This is a genomic window from Enterobacter chinensis (assembly GCF_034008295.1).
In the GTDB taxonomy this organism is placed as follows: domain Bacteria; phylum Pseudomonadota; class Gammaproteobacteria; order Enterobacterales; family Enterobacteriaceae; genus Enterobacter; species Enterobacter chinensis.
Genome location: NZ_JARDVI010000009.1, coordinates 15747 through 36720, shown reverse-complemented (window position 1 = coordinate 36720; position 20974 = coordinate 15747). Strand labels below are relative to the sequence as shown.

Sequence of the window (20974 nt, the reverse complement as noted above, 5' to 3'; positions counted from 1 at the left end):
GCCCGGCGTTACTGCTCCGGCGTAAACCCCTCAAACCGCGACCCTTTGTAACTCAGCGTCCCTTTCTCCCCCACCGTCAGCTGATGGTACTGCTGCGCCTCCAGGCGGAAGGTCATCTCCAGGCCGCCCGTTTCCGGCTTAAAGCTCGCTTCATAGCGCATAGGTGTACCCGCAGGCGTAACCTGCTGTTGCCGCGAACGGCGGTCGTTCAGGGCGCGCTTATTGCTCACGATGACGCGCTTTTGCATCAGCGGCGCGGCGTCGTTATCCGCCTTCTCGCGGCGCTGCTGCACGAAACGGAACGAAGCGGCAATAACGATAATCGCTACTACGATAATGAAAAACAGCGGCATCTTGCTCATTCTAAAATCCCATAAGATTATGCGGAAATCAGGATACCTTGCCTTCCCCGCCATTGCCAAACGCCCGCCCGCGTCACTACACTGGATCAGAAACTGATTATTCAGACTTAACAGATACAGGGAGTTAATATGCTTTGGTCATTTATCGCTGTCTGTTTTTCCGCATGGCTTTATGTCGATGCGTCGTACCGTGGTCCCACCTGGCAGCGCTGGCTGTTTAAACCCGTCACGCTGTTGCTGCTCCTGCTGCTTGCCTGGCAAGCGCCTATGTTTAACGCCGTAAGCTATCTGGTCCTCGCCGGGCTGTGCGCATCTCTGATTGGCGATGCCCTGACTCTACTACCGCGCCAGCGTCTGCTGTATGCCGTAGGGGCATTTTTCCTGTCGCATCTGCTGTATACGATCTACTTCGCCAGCCAGATGACACTCTCGTTCTTCTGGCCGCTGCCGCTGGTCCTGCTGGTGATTGGCGCCCTGCTGATTGCGGTGATCTGGTCACGTCTGGAAGAGATGCGGTTGCCGGTCTGCACGTTTATTGCCATGACGCTGGTGATGGTCTGGCTGGCAGGTGAACTGTGGTTCTTCCGCCCAACGGCCCCGGCGATGTCCGCATTCTTCGGTGCAGCGCTGCTGTTGATCGGGAATATCGTGTGGCTTGGCAGCCACTATCGCCGCCGTTTCCGGGCGGATAACGCGATTGCTGCTGCCTGTTACTTTGCCGGGCACTTCCTGATTGTGCGCTCGCTGTATATCTAAATAGCGCTTGACTCTGGAGTCGACTCCAGAGTGTATGCTGCGGTTAATGAGAAAATTATCATTGCCGGAGACTGCCATGTCGACTCCAGAAATACCAAAAAAAGTTCCTCAATTCTCGGCACTTAAGCTCAGCCCGGTTCCGTCGAAAGACGACTGCTGCTGCGAAGGCGCGTGCGAAACACAAACTCAACCAATTCCTGAAAGCGGCAGCCGCTACAGCTGGGTAGTCAACGGTATGGACTGCGCGGCCTGCGCCCGTAAAGTTGAAAATGCGGTAAAACAGGTGCCGGGCGTAAGTCACGTTCAGGTGCTGTTCGCCACCGAAAAACTGCTGGTCAGCGCCGATAACGACGTCAGCAAACAGGTGGAAGCCGCGGTGAGCAAGGCGGGCTATAGCCTGCGTAGCGAAACCGCGCCTGCGGAAAAAACGTCATCCCGGCAAGAAAATCTGCCGCTTATCACCCTCATCATCATGATGGCCCTGAGCTGGGGGCTGGAACAGATTAACCACCCGTTCGGCAATCTGGCGTTTATCGCCACCACCCTGGTCGGGCTGTTCCCGATTGCCCGTCAGGCGCTGCGCCTGATGAAAAGCGGCAGCTGGTTCGCCATCGAAACGCTGATGAGCGTGGCCGCCATCGGCGCGCTGTTTATTGGCGCAACGGCAGAAGCGGCGATGGTGCTGCTGCTGTTCTTAATCGGTGAACGCCTTGAGGGCTGGGCTGCCAGCCGCGCGCGTAAAGGGGTCAGCGCGTTAATGGCCCTGAAACCTGAAACCGCCACGCGCGTGGTAAACGGCACGCGTGAAACGGTCGCCATCAGTACGCTGCGCCCGGGCGATGTGATTGACGTGGCCGCAGGGGGGCGACTGCCTGCGGACGGTGAGTTGCTCACCGCCACGGCAAGCTTCGACGAAAGCGCCCTCACCGGGGAGTCCATTCCGGTGGAACGCGCAATGGGCGAAAAAGTGCCTGCGGGTGCCACCAGCGTCGACCGTCTGGTGCAGCTTAAGGTCCTGTCCGAACCGGGCGACAGCGCCATTGACCGTATCCTGAAGCTGATTGAAGAGGCCGAAGAGCGCCGTGCGCCTGTCGAACGCTTTATCGACCGCTTCAGCCGGATCTACACGCCAGCCATTATGCTGGTTGCCCTGCTGGTTACCGTCGTTCCACCGCTGTTCTTCGGCGCACCGTGGGAGGGCTGGATTTATAAAGGACTGACGCTGCTGTTGATTGGTTGCCCGTGCGCGCTGGTCATCTCCACCCCGGCGGCCATAACGTCCGGGCTGGCGGCAGCGGCTCGTCGCGGCGCGCTGATTAAGGGCGGCGCGGCGCTGGAGCAGTTAAGTCAGGTCCAGCACATCGCCTTCGATAAAACCGGCACGTTGACCGTCGGTAAGCCGCAGGTAACCGGTGTTTATCCGCAGGATGTCAGTGAAAACGAACTGCTGACGCTGGCCGCCGCCGTTGAACAGGGTTCAACCCACCCGCTGGCGCAGGCGATTGTGCGTGAAGCGCAGACGCGCGGGCTGAACATCCCTGCGGCAACCGCCCAGCGGGCGCTGGTCGGGTCCGGTATTGAGGCCACCGTAGACGGTAAAAAGGTACTGATTGTCGCGGCGGGTCACGCCACTGACCCACAGGTAGAGGCATTAGAGAAGGCCGGACAGACGGTTGTTGCCGTCATGCAGGACGGCGTCATGAAAGGCATTCTGGCGCTGCGCGATACCCTGCGTGACGATGCAAAAGAGGCCGTGGCGGCGCTGCATCAGCTGGGGATTCAGGGTGTGATTTTAACCGGGGATAACCCTCGCGCGGCGGCGGCCATTGCCGGTGAACTGGGGCTCGAGTTTAAAGCCGGATTGTTGCCTGCCGACAAGGTCACCGCGGTCACGGAATTGAACAAGCACGCCCCGCTGGCGATGGTTGGTGACGGCATTAACGATGCGCCAGCGATGAAGGCGTCCACCATTGGCATTGCGATGGGCAGCGGTACCGACGTAGCGCTGGAGACCGCCGACGCGGCATTGACGCATAACCGTCTGACCGGGCTAGCGCAGACCATCGCGCTTGCGCGCGCGACGCGGGCCAATATCCGGCAGAACATCGGCATCGCGCTGGGGCTAAAGGGGATTTTCCTGGTGACCACGCTGCTGGGCATGACCGGGCTGTGGCTGGCGGTGCTGGCGGATACCGGGGCAACGGTGCTGGTCACGGCGAACGCGCTTCGGCTGCTGCGTCGCCGGTAAAAAAAAGCCCGGTGGCGCTAACGCTTACCGGGCCTATATGTTCTGCTAACGCGTAGGTCGGGTAAGGCGAAGCCGCCACCCGACTTTTTTATAAGAAATAGCTCATCGCCAGGCCTAAAAACAGCACCAGCCCGACGTAGTTATTGTTCATAAACGCTTTAAAACAGGCGTCACGTTCACGCTTAGCGATCAGCTTCTGCTGATAAGCAAACAGCAGCCCCGCCACCAGCACTGACCAGTAAAACTCCCAGTTCAGCCCGTTCAGACGACCGATCGCGACCATCAACGCCAGTACAGCGACCTGCAGAATACCGATAATCAGCTTGTCCTGACGGCCAAAGAGGATGGCGGTTGATTTGATGCCAATCTTCAGGTCGTCGTCGCGGTCAACCATCGCGTACTGGGTGTCGTAGGCCACGGCCCAGAGAATGTTCGCCAGGAACATCAGCCAGCAGCTGAGCGGTAACGACTCGCTGACCGCGGCAAACGCCATCGGAATCGACCAGCCAAACGCCGCGCCCAGCACGACCTGCGGCAGGTGGGTGTAGCGCTTCATAAATGGATAAACCCAGGCCAGTGCCAGCGCCGCCACGGAAAGCAGAATGGTCATGGTGTTCAGGGTTAACACCAGCAGGAAGGAGAGCAGCACCAGAACGATGAACAGCACGCGAGCTTCTTTCCCGGTCACCTGCCCGCTGGGCAACGGACGACCGGCAGTACGTTTTACATGGCCGTCGAATTTGCGGTCGGCATAGTCATTGACCACGCAGCCCGCCGCACGCATCAGCCAGACGCCAGCAACGAACACGCCGAGGATCCACAGCGGCGGCACGCCCGGCGTGGCGACCCACAGCGCCCATAAGGTCGGCCACAGCAACAGTAGCGCGCCAATAGGTTTATCGGTGCGCATTAAGCGGTGATAAGCCAACAGCTTACTCTGCGTCAGGCTCCACTCCATTTTTTCTTCCTCTTAGTACAACGGCGATGCCGGTAAAAAAAGCTCCGTCAGAATTAACGGTTTACCGCTCAGGCGAAGGCGGGAACGACGCCCCCACAGTTCGGCATCACGACCAATTTCAATAAAATCTCGGGTAAGCTCAGACGAGGTGAAGAGGTAACGCCCCAGCGGCGTTTTCCCCAGACGCTGCAGCGCCAGCTCTGGCCCGGAAAGGGTGGACTCGGGCACCACCGTCCGACCGGCAAGCCACGGCTCACCGTCAGCACAGAGTAAAATTTCACGCAGCCAGTAGCGTGGCTCCTGCGGCAGCAGCGGCAGCTCGCTGGCGATCTCATCGCCGGAGACAAACCCTTCCTGAATCAGGGTCACCGTGACCGTTTTACCCTGTTGCTCAAAACGTTTCGTCATGGAATCTTCCAGCAACAGCCAGTCAAGCTGCTGCGGATCAAGCGCAGGTATTTGGTCGAAATAGCGCAGCGCACGCAGTTGCGTTAGCGCGGGGTGTGACATGCCAGACTCTCCGATACATAACGTACTGGCATTGTATCGCAGAAACGCGGATTGAGGGGGGCCAAACGTTATTTAACGATCGCTATTGCAACAGGGGCGCAACAACCAGGCCGGGACGAAAAAAAGTGCGCCCACTCAGGCGCACCAAACGACTAACAAATCAGCACTGTGGGGAAACGGTTACCCCTTGCCTTTTACACTGCTGATAAAGGTGGAACGGGCAGTGGTTGAACCTAAACGTTCGGCTTCATCAAGCAGTTTCAGCGCTTTATCGACATCGCCGCGCTTCACCGCCTGCTTAATGGCGTTGTTGAAGTACTCTTCGGTGTCATTCAGTACCGGCTCAGCTTTCTTCGCCGGGGCTGGCGCTGCGGTCGCTACCGGTGCGGCTGCCGTGGCAACTGGCGCGGCATAGGCAGGTGCAGCGGTATTCCCCACGGTCACCGGGCCTGGGCCAGACGAGCCAAACAGTGGGCCAACGAGTACGCTGGAGGCGCTGTTGGTGGAGACTTTCAGTTTGATCAGGCCATCAGTGGTGTGGCGGGCAATCGGGTCCGGGATATCTGGTGCGGCATTACCTACGCCTTTGGCATAGGCCTTCGCAGGGTCAAGCAGCGTTGTGGTTTGCTGCAAATCTTTTTCAGTTGTGAAGACGAGTACATAAATTTTCTGCTGACCCAGCGCTGGTGTCAGTCGCATCACCCCTTCCAGGCGGTCTGCACTCATGACGCCCGGTGCCTGATAGGTGAAATACTCACTCGGGAAGAATGCTGAAGGCGTCATGTTCTGATCAAGAATAAGCACGTTTGGCGCAAAGACGCTGGTCTGCTTATTAACTTCACTGGTGAGCGTCAACGTCAGTTCCCCAATATTTGCAGGCACGCTGTATGCAACCACGGGACCACTGATACCCGGGACATTAAGCGGCTGCCCGCCCGTCGACAGCTGGGTCGTTTGGGCTTTAGATTGATCGACAGGCGTCCAGACCAGCTGTTGCAACGCAGCTGACGGAATGGCTGGCGCGGATGTTGTGTTTTGCGGAACGAAATTCACATTAGCGAGCGTTACGGCAGGCGCGCTGGCCAGCAGCCCTGCGGATAAACAAAGGGCAAGGAGAGTTTTGTTCATTTTCATTGTTATCACCTCAAAATGCACAGGTCAGCGGTAGCCAGGCAATAGCGCGCCTTCCCAAGGATTGAGGGGCTTTCGCCCCTCAGTTTGGTCATTACGTCAGATTAAGACGGATTACCACCAGATTTCCATCTGGGCGCCGAATGACCACTCATCGTTGTCACCACGGCTGTAGGTTGTGGCTTTGGTATCGCTTTTTGCAATGCCGTTGTCATAACCCCATTTCTCATCCCACTTCGCATAAGTTGCGAAGACACGGATCGCTGGACGGGACCAGATGCTGTTACCAGCCTGCCATTGCTGTGCAAGGGTAATTTTGTACTGATTGTTGGTATCGTCGGTTTTCTGCGACTTAACGTTGTCGTAGCCAACTTCCAGCAAGGTGCTCATGATTGGCGTCCATTTATACATTGGGCGCACACCCACGGTGTACCAGGTCGTACCGTTGTTGTCGTCACGATCGATATCCTGATACATGCCGACGTACATCAGATCCCAGCTGTCACCCAGAGAGATCGCACCGTGGTCGAGAATACGAACCAGGGAGCCATTGTTGTTAATATTGTTGTCTACAACACCAATTTCAGTGTCTTTGTTATAGTCTTTGCCGGTGAAGGAACCCTGCGGAATACCTTTGCCCTGAGTGGTCATTGCATCGGTAGCGTACTGAACGACAAACTTGTTGTAGCCTTTCAGCATGCTCTGGGTATGTTCAGCAGTGAACATCCAGCCATCTTTAGATGCGCCGTCAGCGAAGCTGTAACCGTCAGTTTTGTTAGCACGACCATAGTCAGCACCCAGTTCCAGCGTACCGCCCGGGTTGATTTCCATCTGCGCTAAACGCACATCGAAGACGTCGTTAGCGGTATCTTTGAAGTTATGATAGATATCGTTGCTGGTGAAGATGTAAGAGCCGCCAGCTTCCTGAGAACGGGTCGCGGCCAGAGACAGTTTACCGAAGCCCAGGTCGATGTTTTCAATACCCGCACCAGGACCAGAGATATCCCAGTAGTAGAAGTCGATCATGTGGACGTCATGACGCTGATAGAAGCGCTTACCGGCCCAGATAGTCGAACCAGGCAACCACTCAATCAGGTTTTTACCCTGCACGTTGGCTTCTCGGAACGCCGGGTCAGTGGCTTCCCAGTCGTTCTGCTGCGCCACGGAGTACGCTACGTTGGTGTCGAAGTAGAAGCTTTTATCGCCTTCTTTCCACACTTCCTGGCCGAGTTTCAATTCCGCATAGGTTTCACATTCGTTACCCAGACGGTATTTACTTTGAGCACCGGTTGCCTGGAAACATTGTTGTTCGCCGCCACTACCTGTCCAGCCGATACCGGAACGAGCATAACCATGGAAATCCACGGCCAGTGCCTGAGCGGACATTACGCCCGCTGCGACGGCAACTGCCAGAGGAAGTTTGCGCAGAGTAATCATCATTCTATCTCCTGAGATCATTGCTTTTCTTTGAACACTTCACCTGTCGGTTTCGTGTCTTCTTTTGGGATTGCTTAAACGCCTGGCTCTTTGTGCAACCGACGACATGCAGTGCCATCCTCACGGAACAGATGGCAACGCTCTGGCGGCAAGCCGATAGCGAATGTGGCACCCTCTTCTACCAACACCACGTCATTCTGGCGGTAGACCAGGTTCTGACGGATGGCGGGGATCTGGATATGAATCTGTGTTTCGTGACCGAGCTGTTCGACGACCTGAACGTCACCTTCCAGGGTCACATCGGCGATGTGGCTCGGGAGTAAATGTTCAGGACGAATACCCAGGGACATGTTTGCCCCGACCTGTACGTTGGCGCTGTCGACCGGCAGCCAGACCTGCTGACGGTTTGGCAGCTCCACCTGTACCTGTTCAATGGCTGTCGCGGTCACTTTGACGGGCAGGAAGTTCATCTTTGGCGAGCCAATAAAGCCCGCAACAAAGCGGTCTGCCGGGTAGTGATACAGCTCCAGCGGTTTACCCACCTGCGCCACGCGACCGGCATCCAGCACCACAATTTTGTCCGCCAGAGTCATCGCTTCGACCTGATCGTGGGTGACGTAAATCATCGTGCGGCCAAGGCGTTTGTGCAGACGGGAGATTTCAATACGCATCTGGACGCGCAGGGCGGCATCCAGGTTAGAGAGAGGTTCATCGAGCAGGAACACGCGCGGCTCGGCGACAAGGGTACGACCAATCGCCACACGCTGACGCTGACCACCGGAAAGCGCTTTCGGTTTGCGCTCCAGCAGGTGCGCCAGCTGTAACACTTCCGCCACCTGCGTGACGCGCTGGTTAATGACCTCTTTTTTCGCGCCGGCCAGCTTCAGGCCAAAGGACATGTTCTCGGCAACGGAAAGATGGGGATAGAGTGCATAAGACTGGAACACCATACCGACGCCGCGTTCGGCAGGTGGGATGTCATTCATTCGGGTATCACCAATAAACAAATCGCCGCTGGTGATGGTTTCAAGACCGGCAATCATACGCAGCAGAGTAGATTTACCACAGCCTGATGGGCCAACAAACACCACGAATTCACCTTCGTTGATGTCCAGATTGATGTCTTTCGACACCACAACGTCACCCCAGGCTTTCGTTACATTACGCAGCTGTACGCTCGCCATGCCCTTCTCCCTTCGTTACAACCTGTCACCGACAGAAACATTCAAGATAAGTTCACTATGGGGTATCCATAACTTTCCTGAATCCTCCACCCCCCGGCTTTTTTATGGGGGAGGAGGCGGGAGGATGAGAGAGCAGGCTCTGCGACCGTCGCTGGCGGGCTGAGGCGAAATTCGTGAAGCGGCCTGCAAAATTCGGTGCGTTTTTGTGTGCGCCAGCACTCATAACTTAAATTTATGCAACAGAGATCACACAAACCGGGGGTGGGGCGTAGGGGTTGGGAGGATGGAAAGAGGATGTCAAATAAGGAGACTGAGTCACGTTGAACCACTGAAGTCATACCACGAGACATCACCAAAAAGGATGGCAGATATGAATATCAAGACTGGCGCACGCGTTTTCGCATTGTCCGCCCTTGCAGCAATGATGATTTCCGCACCGGCGCTCGCCAAAATTGAAGAAGGCAAGCTGGTTATCTGGATTAACGGCGATAAAGGCTATAACGGCCTGGCCGAAGTGGGCAAAAAATTCGAGAAAGACACCGGTATCAAAGTTACCGTAGAACACCCGGACAAACTGGAAGAGAAATTCCCGCAGGTTGCAGCAACCGGCGACGGCCCGGACATTATCTTCTGGGCGCATGACCGTTTCGGCGGTTACGCGCAGTCTGGTCTGCTGGCTGAAGTCACCCCAGACAAAGCCTTCCAGGACAAACTGTTCCCGTTCACCTGGGACGCCGTTCGCTATAACGGCAAACTGATTGCTTACCCAATCGCGGTTGAAGCCCTGTCTCTGATTTACAACAAAGACCTGGTACCAAACCCGCCGAAGACCTGGGAAGAGATCCCGAAACTGGATAAAGACCTGAAGGCGAAAGGTAAATCTGCGCTGATGTTCAACCTGCAAGAGCCGTACTTCACCTGGCCGCTGATTGCTGCCGACGGCGGTTACGCGTTCAAGTTTGAAAACGGCAAATATGACGTGAAAGACGTGGGCGTAGATAACGCTGGCGCGAAAGCAGGCCTGACCTTCCTGGTTGACCTCATCAAGAACAAACACATGAACGCGGATACCGACTACTCCATCGCGGAAGCGGCGTTCAACAAAGGCGAAACTGCGATGACCATCAACGGTCCGTGGGCCTGGACTAACATCGACAAGAGCAAAATCAACTACGGCGTCACGCTGCTGCCAACCTTCAAAGGCAAACCGTCTAAACCGTTCGTTGGCGTGCTGAGCGCAGGTATCAACGCCGCCAGCCCGAACAAAGAGCTGGCGAAAGAGTTCCTGGAAAACTACCTGCTGACCGATCAGGGTCTGGATGAAGTGAACAAGGACAAACCGCTGGGTGCCGTTGCGCTGAAATCCTTCCAGGATCATCTGGCGAAAGACCCACGTATCGCGGCAACCATGGATAACGCCCAGAAAGGCGAAATCATGCCGAACATCCCACAGATGGCCGCGTTCTGGTACGCCACGCGTACAGCCGTCATCAACGCTGCAAGCGGTCGTCAGACTGTCGATGCCGCGCTGAAAGATGCGCAGGGTCGTATTACTAAGTAAGCAGAAAAACGGCGGGTGGCGCTTGCGCTTACCCGCCCTACGACTACGGCACGATCCGTAGGTCAGGTAAGCACAGCGCCACCTGACGATAAGTTTTCACCGTTGTAGAGGAATAACCCCATGGATGTCATTAAAAAGAAACGCTGGTGGCAAAGCGACGCGCTGAAATGGTCAGTGATTGGTCTGCTCTGTCTGCTGGTGGCTTACCTTGTTGTTTTAATGTACGTACAAGGGGAATATCTGTTCGCCATCATGACGCTGATTTTAAGCTCTGCTGGCCTGTATATTTTCGCCAACCGTAAAGCCTATGCCTGGCGTTATGTTTATCCAGGCGTCGCCGGGATGGGGCTGTTTGTTCTTTTCCCGCTGATTTGTACTATCGCCATTGCGTTTACCAACTACAGCAGCACAAACCAGCTTGCGCAGGAACGTGCCCAGCAGGTCCTGCTGGACCGCTCTTACCAGGCCGGCAAGACCTTTAACTTCGGCCTGTATCCTGCCGGTAACGAGTGGAAGTTAGCGCTTACTGACGAAGCAAGCAGCAAATATTATGTCTCCGACGCGTTCAAATTTGGCGGCGAACAGAAGCTGGCCTTAAAAGAGGCCGCAGCGCTGCCGGAAGGTGAACGTGCCAACCTGCGCGTCATTACCCAGAACCGTCAGGCGCTGACCCAGCTCACCGCCGTGCTGCCAGACGAAAGCAAAGTGACCATGAGCTCGCTGCGCCAGTTCTCCGGCACACAGCCGCTGTACACGCTAGCGGATGACGGCACGCTGACCAACAATCAGAGCGGCGTGAAATATCGCCCGAACAACGACATTGGTTTCTATCAGTCCATTACTGCCGATGGCAAATGGGGTGATGACAAACTCAGTCCGGGTTATACCGTGACCATCGGCTGGGACAACTTTACCCGCGTCTTTACCGATGAAGGTATCCAGAAACCGTTCTTCGCCATCTTCGTCTGGACGGTGGTCTTCTCGGTCCTGACGGTGATCCTGACCGTTGCCGTGGGCATGGTGCTGGCCTGCCTCGTGCAGTGGGAATCTCTCAAAGGCAAAGCGATTTACCGCGTGCTGCTGATCCTGCCGTATGCCGTACCGTCGTTTATCTCGATTTTGATTTTCAAAGGGCTGTTTAACCAGAGCTTCGGTGAAATCAACATGATGCTGAGCGCGCTATTTGGCATCAAACCGGCCTGGTTCAGCGACCCCACGACCGCCCGCTCGATGATTATCATCGTGAATACCTGGCTGGGTTATCCGTACATGATGATCCTGTGCATGGGGCTGCTGAAAGCCATCCCGGATGACCTGTATGAAGCCTCGGCGATGGACGGTGCGGGTCCGTTCCAGAACTTCTTCAAGATTACGCTCCCGCTGCTCATCAAGCCGCTGACGCCGCTGATGATTGCCAGCTTTGCCTTTAACTTTAATAACTTCGTGCTGATTCAGCTGTTGACCAACGGTGGCCCGGATCGTCTCGGCACCACCACGCCGGCAGGCTATACCGACCTGCTCGTGAGCTACACCTACCGCATCGCCTTCGAAGGCGGCGGCGGTCAGGACTTCGGTCTGGCGGCGGCCATTGCGACCCTGATCTTCCTGCTGGTTGGCGCTCTGGCGATTGTGAACCTGAAAGCCACACGCATGAAATTCGACTAAGGAGGGCACAGAATATGTCTATGGTCCAACCCAAATCTCAAAAGCTGCGCCTCTTCGCGACGCACTTAGGCCTGCTGATGTTTATCGCGGCCATCATGTTCCCGCTGCTGATGGTTATCGCCATCTCCCTGCGTGCGGGTAACTTTGCGACCGGAAGCCTGATCCCGGATGAAATCTCCTGGGAGCACTGGAAGCTCGCGCTGGGCTTCAGCGTGGAACACGCGGACGGCCGCGTGACGCCGCCGCCGTTCCCGGTCCTGTTGTGGCTGTGGAACTCGGTGAAAATCGCTGGCATTACCGCCATTGGTATCGTGGCGCTCTCTACCACCTGTGCCTACGCCTTCGCCCGTATGCGTTTCCCGGGCAAAGCCACGCTGCTGAAAAGCATGCTGATTTTCCAGATGTTCCCGGCAGTGCTGTCGCTGGTGGCGTTGTATGCCTTGTTTGACCGTCTGGGTCAGTATGTGCCGTTTATCGGTCTCAACACCCACGGTGGCGTGATCTTCGCCTATCTTGGCGGTATCGCACTGCATGTGTGGACCATTAAAGGTTATTTCGAAACTATCGACGGCTCGCTGGAAGAAGCGGCTGCTCTGGATGGTGCCACCCCGTGGCAGGCGTTCCGTCTGGTGCTGCTGCCGCTGTCGGTGCCGATTCTGGCGGTGGTGTTTATCCTGTCGTTTATCGCCGCCATCACCGAAGTGCCGGTCGCGTCCCTGTTACTGCGTGACGTGAACAGCTACACCCTTGCCGTGGGTATGCAGCAATACCTCAACCCGCAAAACTACCTGTGGGGCGACTTTGCCGCGGCGGCCGTACTTTCTGCCATTCCGATTACCGTGGTGTTCCTGCTGGCGCAGCGCTGGCTGGTCAACGGCCTGACGGCGGGCGGGGTGAAAGGTTAAGTTTCATTTTGTTATGCCACTGCAACCCTCAACTTTAGACGTATTGTATTGACCCAACTTGTGACTGTTGTTAGGCGCTCTTCGGAGCGCCATTTTTTTATTCTCGCTTCAGCCGCTTCGAATTACACAGCCAGAGGGTGATCACCAGCAGCAGGATCGCCGCGGAGTAGATGAGTACATCAAGGGGAGATTTATGATCCACGATGATCAGCCGCACTATCGCGGTGATCCCAATGTAGACAAAATAACGTAGCGGGAAGTGAAAGCCCGACTGAAAATACTTCACAATCAGGGCGATAAATTCAAAGTAGAGAAAGTAGACCACCAGTCCTTCCACCAGCGCATATTTGCTGGTTTGCTCGGGGGCGAACAGCACATCCGCCAGATGCACCGTCTCTTTACCCAAAAAGACGACCAGTATCAGGCCAAGGCTCAGCAGACCGAGGTTCAGCACGGTCTGGAGGATTGTTGAGATAAACTCAACGCGCGGACGAGTCAGGGATGCCATACAGCACCTCATTCTCCAGGGCGAGGTTCCTGTATAACGCAAAAATGTGACGGGGATCTATATTTTTTGTTTATGTTTGGCGCATTCGCCCGGTGGCGTTGCGCTTACCGGGCCTACAAAAACCGTAGGCCGGGCAAACGCAGTGCCGCCCGGCGTGAAGCATTAGCGGAAGTTAATGTTCTTATCGCTGGTCATATCATACAGCTGGAACTTACGACCCAGCTGCTGGCCGCCGTCACGCGTCAGCGGCGTCCAGCCAATAGCCGCGCGGCTGCGGGTTGGGCCTGATGAGAAGAGATCCAGCGGAATTGACACATAGACCCCTTTGGTGAAGTCCCCTTCTCCGTACTCGTCCGGCGAGACGTTGGTGATCGTCGCATAGCCGCCTACCACCACGCCGCTGTCGAAGTGTTTAGAGATGTCCAGCGTGCCGCCCTTATCACCCGCCAGATACTGGCCGACGCTGGCTTTCACCAGCACGTCAGGTGCGAACGACGGTGTCCAGTAGGCGGTCAGATGGCCCGTTTTGACGCTGTAGTCGGTGAACTTCATCATGTCCTGCGCGCTGCGCCAGTCACGCTGCTTGACGTAGTTGGCATCAATACCAAACGCCCAGTTGCTGTCTACCGGACGATAAAGCACTTCTGCCCCGGCGCCGCCGTACATGGTTTCCAGATACCCGCCGTACACCTAGCCGTAGAAACCGTTGCCGAAGTACTGGAAGTAGTTGGCCTGCAGGTTATTCACATAGGCATTGTTCTGCACATATTCACGCACGCGGGTACGCACGCGCGGCAGCTTTGAGTCGTTCGGCGGGTTGGTGTAGTTGAACTTGTCGTAGTTGTTGGCGATGTTACCAAACAGGCTACCGGTGGTCAGCAGGTGGTCGGTGAGCCACAGATCCGCCGTCGCCATCACGCCCAGCTGATACATGTAGAAGTTTTCAGGCCCGCCGACGGACTGGTTCAGCACCGGATCGATATGGAAATCAAAGCGCGATTTATCGATATACCAGCCCTGTTCAGTGGTGTCCGGCACCACGGGCTCAACGCGTTTTTGCACCAGCTCAGTTTCATGCCCGAGCGGTTCGCCTTCCAGATGGCGCTTGAGGCTGGCGACGTCCGTTTCCGTCGTCACCTGCGGCAGGTTAAGACGGTTCTCCGTCACGCGGATCGTGCGGATCCCATCCGGGAGATCGTTCATGATGATCCGGTTGGCGCGCTCGATCCCTTCCCGCGAGTCGCGGTATTTTACCTGCTCGCCGGTAACGTACAGCGTATCGCCTTTCACCTGAATTTTCGGATCGGCCAGGCCGGCGTTGTATTTCAGCAGCGTCAGCTGGTTAGCCACCACGGAGTGCTGCAGAATCGCATCCTGCGGCTCCGGCTGATAGGCAGGTCGCGCGTTATCATTGTAGTGCGGCCGCATGTCGTTGAAGTTAGTACGCAGCGTGAAGCCGAACATCACCGTATTGCCGCGCTCGTAGCTGAGGTTAACGTCGGCCCAATCGGTGACGCGGTAAATGGCGCCGACGTTAAACTTGCTTTTCTGCTCAATCTTCCCGGCGAAGTCCTGCGAGTAGTCATTCCCTTCGTACTCCAGCTTCAGGCGCAATGGCTGCCAGGGCGTCTGATATTCAATACCGCCAAACAGCGATGCCGGACCGTGGAACATCTGGTCGCCGTTGATGGAACCCGCTTTCTGATAGCTGTTATCGCGGTAGCAGTATTTATCGCTGTAGGAGCAAAACGGATTTTTTACGTTACCGCTGGTGCCCAGATAACCCCATCCCAGGCCGAGCGAGAAGTCGAATGGCCCCCAGGCTTTGCTGGCCACGACGTATTCCGCATCAAACAGACCGGTACCGCCGATATCTTTGGCACCCACGGACACCTGCGGCATCCAGTAGCTCTCTTCCCACAGCCGCAGTTTGACGTCGAAGGCTTTATCTTTGTAGGTCTGATCGCCGGAGAAGGCATCGACGCTGCTGTATCGTTTGGTACGCACATCGGTATAGCGCAGCGTGGTTTCGAGCCACGGGAACAGCTGCACCGACGCCGAGTAGTAGCGGTACTGATCGTTATCGCGGTAGTTAAGGCTAATTTCCCCTTCACGCGCCATTCGCGCGGTAGGCGTTTGCAGTAAACCGACGCCGCCGAAGTCTGACTGAGACGGGCCAATGGGTGCCGGATACGTTTCTGCATGGCAGGCGGCACTCACGCAGAGCGCCAGCATGCTGTAGAGATAGATTCTTTTCATTATTCCGGTATCCGCTGAATCAGGGAGTGAAGGATATCGGCGTTAAGCCCGTCATACGCCTTCGTCCAGAAATGGTCGGCAAAACCGACAAAAATGATGCTGCCAGGCATGGGTTCGATATGGCGCTTGTTCCAGTAAGCCACTGGCGCTTTTTGTGTGTGCCCGTCAGGGTAAACGACCCAGGCGTAGCTGTTATCCGCTCCGCTCAGCAGGCTTTGCTCATCGAGATAGCTCGCCACATCGCGGCCTGGCGTAAAGGGCTTTTTACCCGGGCTACTGATAAGCCCGAAGACGGTAATGGTGGAAGGCTTTACGGGTAGCCAGAGCGTGTAATCTCCCTGCAGAACCGGGTTACCGTTCTCCGACACGCGCACGTCATCCGGATCGAGATTGACCAACAGTCGCCCAGCGATCTTCAGAGCCTGAAGCTGCTGGCGAACGCTGTTAATGGCCGCCGCATCGTCACCATCTTCCTGCTCCGCTAACCCCGTCAGCCTGGCGAGGAGCGCCTTCTGCTGTTGTTCCGCTTCAGCGGTCTTCTGGCGTTCAGCGATCAGCGCGCCTGGCCACCAGCTGTTTGCCAGCCGCGGCTGGCCGACGAGATCGATAAGATGCCCGGCGTTGGTCAACGTTTTGGGCTGCGCGCTGTCCTGGGTATAGACCTTCACCGTCCCGGCAGACCATGCGAGCGGCGTGGCAAAGCTTGCGATCAGTGCAACGCGAATAAGTATTTTCATGATTTCGCGGCCTTGATCAGCGTGGTTTTAACCGGGAAGAATCCGGCACCGAGATACTGCTGAGACTGGCGGATATGCCCGTCTTCATCGATCCAGAAGCGGTTATGCCAGGTGGCCTGGTCAGTGACGACTTCTTCATCCAGCACGCGAACATGGGTTTCGTCGCTGCCCACGCTGACGCTGTCCGTGCCGTCCCAGCGGAAGGTAGAGCGTGCCGTGGCGTAACGCACCTGCTTATGTTCGGTCCAGCCCATCGTGCGCGTCCAGCTTGCGCCGTCGGTAATCTGATTCGGTTTGATCAGCGGGTCGGCAGCGAGGTTATTCACCTCAAGCAGGTTGTCGCCGCCCAGCAGGGTTTTTACGATACGACCGTGCTGCGTCACAATGGTGGCCTGATCCTGCGTCACCCATTTCTGCTGCCCGTTTTCATCGAAAGCGAGCACCACAAACAGTTGCGGGCCATCGTTAAGCTGCATGTACTGACTGGCATACGGCATGTTTTGCAGTTCGTCATCGGTCAGATGCACGCCCGGCGTACCGAACATGCTGTCCCACAGTGAGTTTCCCAGCCCTTTGGTGGTGGCCGAGCACGCCTGCAAAAGCAGGCAAATCAGGATGATCCCAGGTCGCTTCACGACTCTTCTCCGCATTATTGCCGGGTGGCGCTGCGCTTACCCGGCCTACAGGTCCCGAAGGCTACTGAAAAGCCAGAATAACCACACCGAAGTGTGGTTATGATTAAAACACCCGCTATTACTGGGTGCTGGTTGTCGTGGTGGTCGTGGTTCCGGTATTGGAGCCATCACCGCCACCGGTTGCCGCCAGCGCGACACCCACGGCTGAACTTACGGTGCTGGCGCTGGCTGCGGTAGAACTTCCCGCAGACGCAGACGTCGCAGCCGAACCTGCCGCTTCCCCGACCTGAACCGGAGCAGCATAAACAGATGTCGCCGCAAGCGCAGATATGGCAAAAATGCCATACAGTACTTTCTTCATAAGAATTTCCCTTCATTTAATGAATGGAGATTTGCCCAAAAAGAATTTCAGGCGGATTCGAGTATACACAACTCCTGCCGCGGGTTTGCCGTAAGGGGAAATAGGAAAGGGGTTTTCAGACTAATGGATAAAATTGAAATATAAGAAGAATTAACGAAATATAAAAAACAATAAAATCAATAAGATATAATTAATTAAGGGTCGTAGTGTTATCCGTATATTCCTAAAGTAAACCGCAGTAATTAACGGGTTAACGGCTTTTTTCAGATAAAACTCAGTAAAGGAATTAGAGCTAAATAACAGACATCAGGAATTATCTGATAAAAAAATGCCGGCATTTCGCCGGCACGTTTTCATGACGTTTTAATTACGCGCGCCATGCTTTATAGCGGTTGATCAAACCATTTGTCGAGCTGTCATGGCTGGCAATCGCCTTATCGTCACCCAGCTCTGGCAGGATACGGTTTGCCAGCTGTTTGCCCAGCTCAACGCCCCACTGGTCAAAGGTGAAGATATTCAGGATTGCGCCCTGAGTGAAGATCTTGTGCTCGTACAGGGCGATCAGCGCACCCAGGCTGAACGGCGTGATTTCGCGCAGCAGGATGGAGTTGGTTGGACGGTTGCCTTCGAACACTTTGAACGGGACAACGTGGTCCAGCGTGGCTGGATCTTTACCCTGATCACGGTATTCCTGCTCAACCACCTCGCGGGATTTACCAAACGCCAGCGCTTCGGTCTGAGCGAAGAAGTTCGACAGCAGCTTCGGATGGTGGTCGGACAGCGGGTTATGGGTGATAGCCGGAGCGATGAAATCGCACGGTACCATTTTGGTGCCCTGGTGGATCAGCTGGTAAAACGCGTGCTGACCGTTAGTGCCTGGCTCGCCCCAGATGATTGGACCGGTCTGGTAATCCACCGCGTTGCCGTTACGGTCAACGTATTTACCGTTGGATTCCATGTTGCCCTGCTGGAAGTAGGCCGCAAAGCGGTGCATGTACTGATCGTATGGCAGGATGGCTTCGGTTTCAGCACCGAAGAAGTTGTTGTACCAGATGCCGATCAGCGCCAGCAGTACCGGCAGGTTTTTCTCAGGCGCGGTCGTGGAGAAGTGTTTATCCATCGCGTGCGCGCCGGAGAGCAGCTCAACAAAGTTGTCGAAGCCGACGGACAGGATGATGGACAGGCCGATCGCGGACCACAGAGAGTAACGGCCGCCAACCCAGTCCCAGAACTCAAACATGTTCGCCGTGTCGATGCCGAACTCGCTGACCGCTTTACCGTTGGTGGAGAGCGCCGCGAAGTGTTTTGCCACGTGCTTGTTGTCACCAGCGGTTTTCAGGAACCAGTCGCGCGCGCTGTGGGCGTTGGTCATGGTTTCCTGAGTGGTGAAGGTTTTGGACGCCACCAGGAACAGCGTGGTTTCCGGGTTCACATTCTTCAGCACTTCGGCGATGTGGGTGCCATCGACGTTAGAGACAAAGTGCATGTTGAGGTGGTTTTTGTAAGGGCGCAGCGCTTCGGTCACCATGAACGGGCCAAGGTCAGAACCGCCGATACCGATGTTAACTACGTCGGTGATCGCTTTACCGGTATAGCCTTTCCAGCTTCCGGAGATGATCGCTTCGGAGAAGGCCTTCATCTTTTCCAGCACCGCGTTTACTTCCGGCATGACGTCTTTGCCGTCAACGATAATTGGCGTATTGCTACGGTTACGCAGGGCTACGTGCAGCACGGCACGATCTTCGGTGCGGTTAATCTTCTCACCGGAGAACATGGATTTGATAGCGTCGGCCAGCTCAGTCTCTTTCGCCAGATCCTGCAGTTTTGCCAGCGTTTCTTCGGTAATGCGGTTTTTGGAGAAATCCACCAGCATCAGGTCGTCGAAGGTCGCGGAGAACTTACTGAAACGATCGGCATCTTTCGCGAACAGGTCCGCGATGGTGACGTCTTTCATTTCATCAAAATGTTTCTGTAGTGCCTGCCAGGCAGCGGTCTGCGTTGGGTTGATGTTTTTCATTAGCAATACTCTTCTGATTTGAGAATTGTGACTGCGGTCGATTGTAGCGCCTGCAAATAAAAATTGTGATGGTTTTTATGCCATTGCCCTGGCCTGCATCAAACGCAGGTGAAAAGACCCGAAAAGTATAGCTGCTGAAGCGCCCTCCCGAGGCGGCGAAATGTCGCCCAAAACAGGGTAAAACGGAGCATAAAATATGGCCCTGTTATAAGTCCTGTTTCTCAGGGGTACCCCCCCATGAAAAATCCGCATAATCCCAGCATTGACAGGACCTCCCCCGCATTTTATTTATAGGGCCGTATTTTGCGCCTGCACCTGTTTTCATTTCATTCTTGTGCCATGGTCGCTTATTCATTCCCTGACACGAGGTTGTTATGACGAGTTTTGTGGTCGCCAAATTTGGCGGCACCAGTGTGGCAGATTACGCTGCCATGAACCGCAGCGCCGATGTAGTGCTGGCCGATCCGAATACCCGCCTGGTGGTGCTCTCTGCCTCTGCAGGCGTGACGAACCTGCTGGTTTCTCTGTCTGAAGGACTGGAAGCAACCGAACGTTTCGTTAAGCTGGACGCACTGCGCAAAATTCAGTTCGACATCCTTGAATGTCTGCAGAATCCGAATGTGATCCGCGAGGAAATAGAACGTCTGCTGGAAAATATCACCACCCTGGCAGAAGCGGCCTCTCTGGCGAACTCTTCTGCCCTTACGGATGAACTGGTCAGCCACGGTGAGCTGATGTCTACCCTGCTGTTTGTTGAGATCCTGCGCGAACGTAATGTTCAGGCGCAGTGGTTTGACGTGCGTAAAGTGATGCGCACCAGCGATCGCTTTGGCCGTGCCGAACCGGACGTTGAGGCGCTGGCCGAGCTGACCAGCCAGCAGCTGGCACCGCGTCTGGAAGAGAGCATTGTGATCACCCAGGGCTTTATCGGGAGCGAAGCCAAAGGCCGCACCACGACGCTTGGCCGAGGTGGCAGCGACTACACCGCCGCACTGCTGGGTGAAGCGCTGCACGCAACGCGCGTGGATATCTGGACTGACGTGCCGGGCATTTACACCACCGACCCTCGCGTGGTCTCTACGGCAAAACGTATTGATGTGATCGCGTTTGAAGAAGCGGCCGAGATGGCCACCTTCGGCGCGAAAGTGCTGCACCCGGCAACCCTGCTGCCCGCCGTGCGCAGCGATATTCCGGTCTTCGTCGGCTCCAGTAAAGAACCGAAAGCGGGCGGTACGATGGTGTGTAAGAGAACCGAAAGCCCGCCGCTGTTCCGCGCGCTGGCTCTGCGTCGCAAGCAGACGCTGGTCACGCTGCACAGCCATAACATGCTGCACTCCCGCGGCTTCCTGGCGGAAGTGTTCGGGATCCTTGCGCGCCACAACATCTCCGTAGACCTGATCACTACGTCAGAAGTGAGTATTGCCCTGACGCTGGATACGACCGGTTCAACATCGAAGGGCGATACCCTTCTGACCCAGTCACTGCTGATTGAGCTTTCTGAGCTGTGCCGCGTGGAAGTGGAAGAAGACCTGGCGCTGGTTGCCATCATCGGTAATAAACTGTCGCGCGCCTGCGGCGTGGGCAAAGAGGTGTTCGGCGTACTCGACCCGTTCAGCATCCGTATGATTTGCTATGGCGCGTCCAGCTATAACCTCTGCTTCCTGGTGCCTGCCGATCAGGCCGAGCAGGTGGTGCAGAAACTTCATCAGAATTTGTTTGAATAAAATTCGTTAGCACGAT

At 55.9% G+C, this 20974-nt stretch carries 17 protein-coding genes and 1 pseudogene; 6 read left to right on the top strand and 12 right to left on the bottom strand.

Going from position 1 to position 20974, the window contains the following annotated elements:
- Positions 1–8: 8 nt before the first annotated feature.
- Entirely contained in the window at positions 9–362 is a 354-nt protein-coding gene (locus tag PYW49_RS21810) for a DUF2500 domain-containing protein (protein ID WP_320387488.1), read from the bottom strand.
- Positions 363–491: 129 nt separating this feature from the next.
- On the opposite strand from PYW49_RS21810, the gene PYW49_RS21805 reads away from it, so the two are divergent.
- Together PYW49_RS21805 and zntA are read left to right on the top strand one after the other, a co-directional pair.
- Positions 492–1118 (top strand): lysoplasmalogenase, encoded by a 627-nt coding sequence (locus tag PYW49_RS21805; RefSeq protein ID WP_045909154.1) that lies wholly within the window; start codon positions 492–494, stop codon positions 1116–1118.
- A gap of 76 nt (positions 1119–1194) precedes the next feature.
- A complete protein-coding gene (gene zntA, locus PYW49_RS21800; RefSeq protein WP_320387487.1) occupies positions 1195–3366 on the top strand; it encodes a Zn(II)/Cd(II)/Pb(II) translocating P-type ATPase ZntA in 2172 nt (723 codons plus the stop codon).
- Positions 3367–3454: 88 nt separating this feature from the next.
- Here the strand turns inward: zntA and ubiA are convergent, their stop codons facing one another.
- From ubiA to malK, 5 genes are all read right to left on the bottom strand, one after another.
- Positions 3455–4324: a 4-hydroxybenzoate octaprenyltransferase gene (gene ubiA, locus PYW49_RS21795; protein ID WP_134347339.1), complete on the bottom strand. Its 870-nt coding sequence runs from the start codon at positions 4322–4324 to the stop codon at positions 3455–3457.
- Between the two features lie 12 nt (positions 4325–4336).
- Positions 4337–4834, bottom strand: coding sequence for a chorismate lyase (ubiC, locus tag PYW49_RS21790; RefSeq protein ID WP_023334136.1), 498 nt, complete (start codon positions 4832–4834; stop codon positions 4337–4339).
- Between the two features lie 180 nt (positions 4835–5014).
- Positions 5015–5968, bottom strand: a complete 954-nt coding sequence (gene malM / locus PYW49_RS21785) for a maltose operon protein MalM (RefSeq protein ID WP_134347340.1) — start codon at positions 5966–5968, stop codon at positions 5015–5017.
- 111 nt (positions 5969–6079) lie between these two features.
- Positions 6080–7405, bottom strand: a complete 1326-nt coding sequence (locus PYW49_RS21780) for a maltoporin (RefSeq protein ID WP_134347341.1) — start codon at positions 7403–7405, stop codon at positions 6080–6082.
- Positions 7406–7476: 71 nt separating this feature from the next.
- Positions 7477–8586, bottom strand: a complete 1110-nt coding sequence (malK, locus tag PYW49_RS21775) for a maltose/maltodextrin ABC transporter ATP-binding protein MalK (protein WP_134347342.1) — start codon at positions 8584–8586, stop codon at positions 7477–7479.
- Positions 8587–8956: 370 nt separating this feature from the next.
- Between malK and malE the strand changes: the two genes are divergently transcribed.
- The 3 genes from malE (at position 8957) to malG (ending at position 12717) form a co-directional block, all read left to right on the top strand.
- On the top strand, positions 8957–10147 hold the full coding sequence (gene malE / locus PYW49_RS21770) for a maltose/maltodextrin ABC transporter substrate-binding protein MalE (RefSeq protein WP_134347343.1): 1191 nt from the start codon (positions 8957–8959) through the stop codon (positions 10145–10147).
- 120 nt (positions 10148–10267) lie between these two features.
- A complete protein-coding gene (gene malF / locus PYW49_RS21765; protein WP_134347344.1) occupies positions 10268–11812 on the top strand; it encodes a maltose ABC transporter permease MalF in 1545 nt (514 codons plus the stop codon).
- 14 nt (positions 11813–11826) lie between these two features.
- Entirely contained in the window at positions 11827–12717 is an 891-nt protein-coding gene (gene malG / locus PYW49_RS21760; RefSeq protein ID WP_134347345.1) for a maltose ABC transporter permease MalG, read from the top strand.
- A 97-nt stretch (positions 12718–12814) separates the two neighbouring features.
- On the opposite strand, the gene psiE is transcribed toward malG, so the two are convergent.
- The 6 genes and pseudogenes from psiE to pgi all read right to left on the bottom strand — a co-directional run bounded on the left by psiE (position 12815) and on the right by pgi (position 19234).
- Positions 12815–13225, bottom strand: a complete 411-nt coding sequence (gene psiE, locus PYW49_RS21755; RefSeq protein ID WP_320387486.1) for a phosphate-starvation-inducible protein PsiE — start codon at positions 13223–13225, stop codon at positions 12815–12817.
- 162 nt (positions 13226–13387) lie between these two features.
- Positions 13388–15484, bottom strand: a pseudogene (locus PYW49_RS21750) (YjbH domain-containing protein).
- Complete coding sequence (locus PYW49_RS21745; RefSeq protein WP_134347347.1) at positions 15484–16221, bottom strand: capsule biosynthesis GfcC family protein; 738 nt, start codon at positions 16219–16221, stop codon at positions 15484–15486. The pseudogene PYW49_RS21750 and the gene PYW49_RS21745 overlap by 1 nt, the downstream one beginning before the upstream one ends.
- Positions 16218–16856: a YjbF family lipoprotein gene (locus PYW49_RS21740; protein WP_320387485.1), complete on the bottom strand. Its 639-nt coding sequence runs from the start codon at positions 16854–16856 to the stop codon at positions 16218–16220. The genes PYW49_RS21745 and PYW49_RS21740 overlap by 4 nt, the downstream gene beginning before the upstream one ends.
- Before the next feature lie 118 nt (positions 16857–16974).
- Positions 16975–17217, bottom strand: a complete 243-nt coding sequence (yjbE, locus tag PYW49_RS21735; protein WP_008503423.1) for an exopolysaccharide production protein YjbE — start codon at positions 17215–17217, stop codon at positions 16975–16977.
- A 367-nt stretch (positions 17218–17584) separates the two neighbouring features.
- Positions 17585–19234, bottom strand: a complete 1650-nt coding sequence (pgi, locus tag PYW49_RS21730; RefSeq protein WP_096151295.1) for a glucose-6-phosphate isomerase — start codon at positions 19232–19234, stop codon at positions 17585–17587.
- Positions 19235–19608: 374 nt separating this feature from the next.
- Between pgi and lysC the strand changes: the two genes are divergently transcribed.
- Positions 19609–20958, top strand: a complete 1350-nt coding sequence (gene lysC, locus PYW49_RS21725) for a lysine-sensitive aspartokinase 3 (RefSeq protein ID WP_320387484.1) — start codon at positions 19609–19611, stop codon at positions 20956–20958.
- Positions 20959–20974: the final 16 nt, after the last annotated feature.

Excerpts from the sequence above, each read along its gene's own strand:
- PYW49_RS21810 (WP_320387488.1), bottom strand. The coding sequence starts at position 362 with ATGAGCAAGATGCCGCTGTTTTTCATTATCGTAGTAGCGATTATCGTT.
- PYW49_RS21805 (WP_045909154.1), top strand. The coding sequence starts at position 492 with ATGCTTTGGTCATTTATCGCTGTCTGTTTTTCCGCATGGCTTTATGTC.
- zntA (WP_320387487.1), top strand. The coding sequence starts at position 1,195 with ATGTCGACTCCAGAAATACCAAAAAAAGTTCCTCAATTCTCGGCACTT.
- ubiA (WP_134347339.1), bottom strand. The coding sequence starts at position 4,324 with ATGGAGTGGAGCCTGACGCAGAGTAAGCTGTTGGCTTATCACCGCTTA.
- ubiC (WP_023334136.1), bottom strand. The coding sequence starts at position 4,834 with ATGTCACACCCCGCGCTAACGCAACTGCGTGCGCTGCGCTATTTCGAC.
- malM (WP_134347340.1), bottom strand. The coding sequence starts at position 5,968 with ATGAAAATGAACAAAACTCTCCTTGCCCTTTGTTTATCCGCAGGGCTG.
- PYW49_RS21780 (WP_134347341.1), bottom strand. The coding sequence starts at position 7,405 with ATGATGATTACTCTGCGCAAACTTCCTCTGGCAGTTGCCGTCGCAGCG.
- malK (WP_134347342.1), bottom strand. The coding sequence starts at position 8,586 with ATGGCGAGCGTACAGCTGCGTAATGTAACGAAAGCCTGGGGTGACGTT.
- malE (WP_134347343.1), top strand. The coding sequence starts at position 8,957 with ATGAATATCAAGACTGGCGCACGCGTTTTCGCATTGTCCGCCCTTGCA.
- malF (WP_134347344.1), top strand. The coding sequence starts at position 10,268 with ATGGATGTCATTAAAAAGAAACGCTGGTGGCAAAGCGACGCGCTGAAA.
- malG (WP_134347345.1), top strand. The coding sequence starts at position 11,827 with ATGTCTATGGTCCAACCCAAATCTCAAAAGCTGCGCCTCTTCGCGACG.
- psiE (WP_320387486.1), bottom strand. The coding sequence starts at position 13,225 with ATGGCATCCCTGACTCGTCCGCGCGTTGAGTTTATCTCAACAATCCTC.
- PYW49_RS21745 (WP_134347347.1), bottom strand. The coding sequence starts at position 16,221 with ATGAAAATACTTATTCGCGTTGCACTGATCGCAAGCTTTGCCACGCCG.
- yjbE (WP_008503423.1), bottom strand. The coding sequence starts at position 17,217 with ATGAAGAAAGTACTGTATGGCATTTTTGCCATATCTGCGCTTGCGGCG.
- pgi (WP_096151295.1), bottom strand. The coding sequence starts at position 19,234 with ATGAAAAACATCAACCCAACGCAGACCGCTGCCTGGCAGGCACTACAG.
- lysC (WP_320387484.1), top strand. The coding sequence starts at position 19,609 with ATGACGAGTTTTGTGGTCGCCAAATTTGGCGGCACCAGTGTGGCAGAT.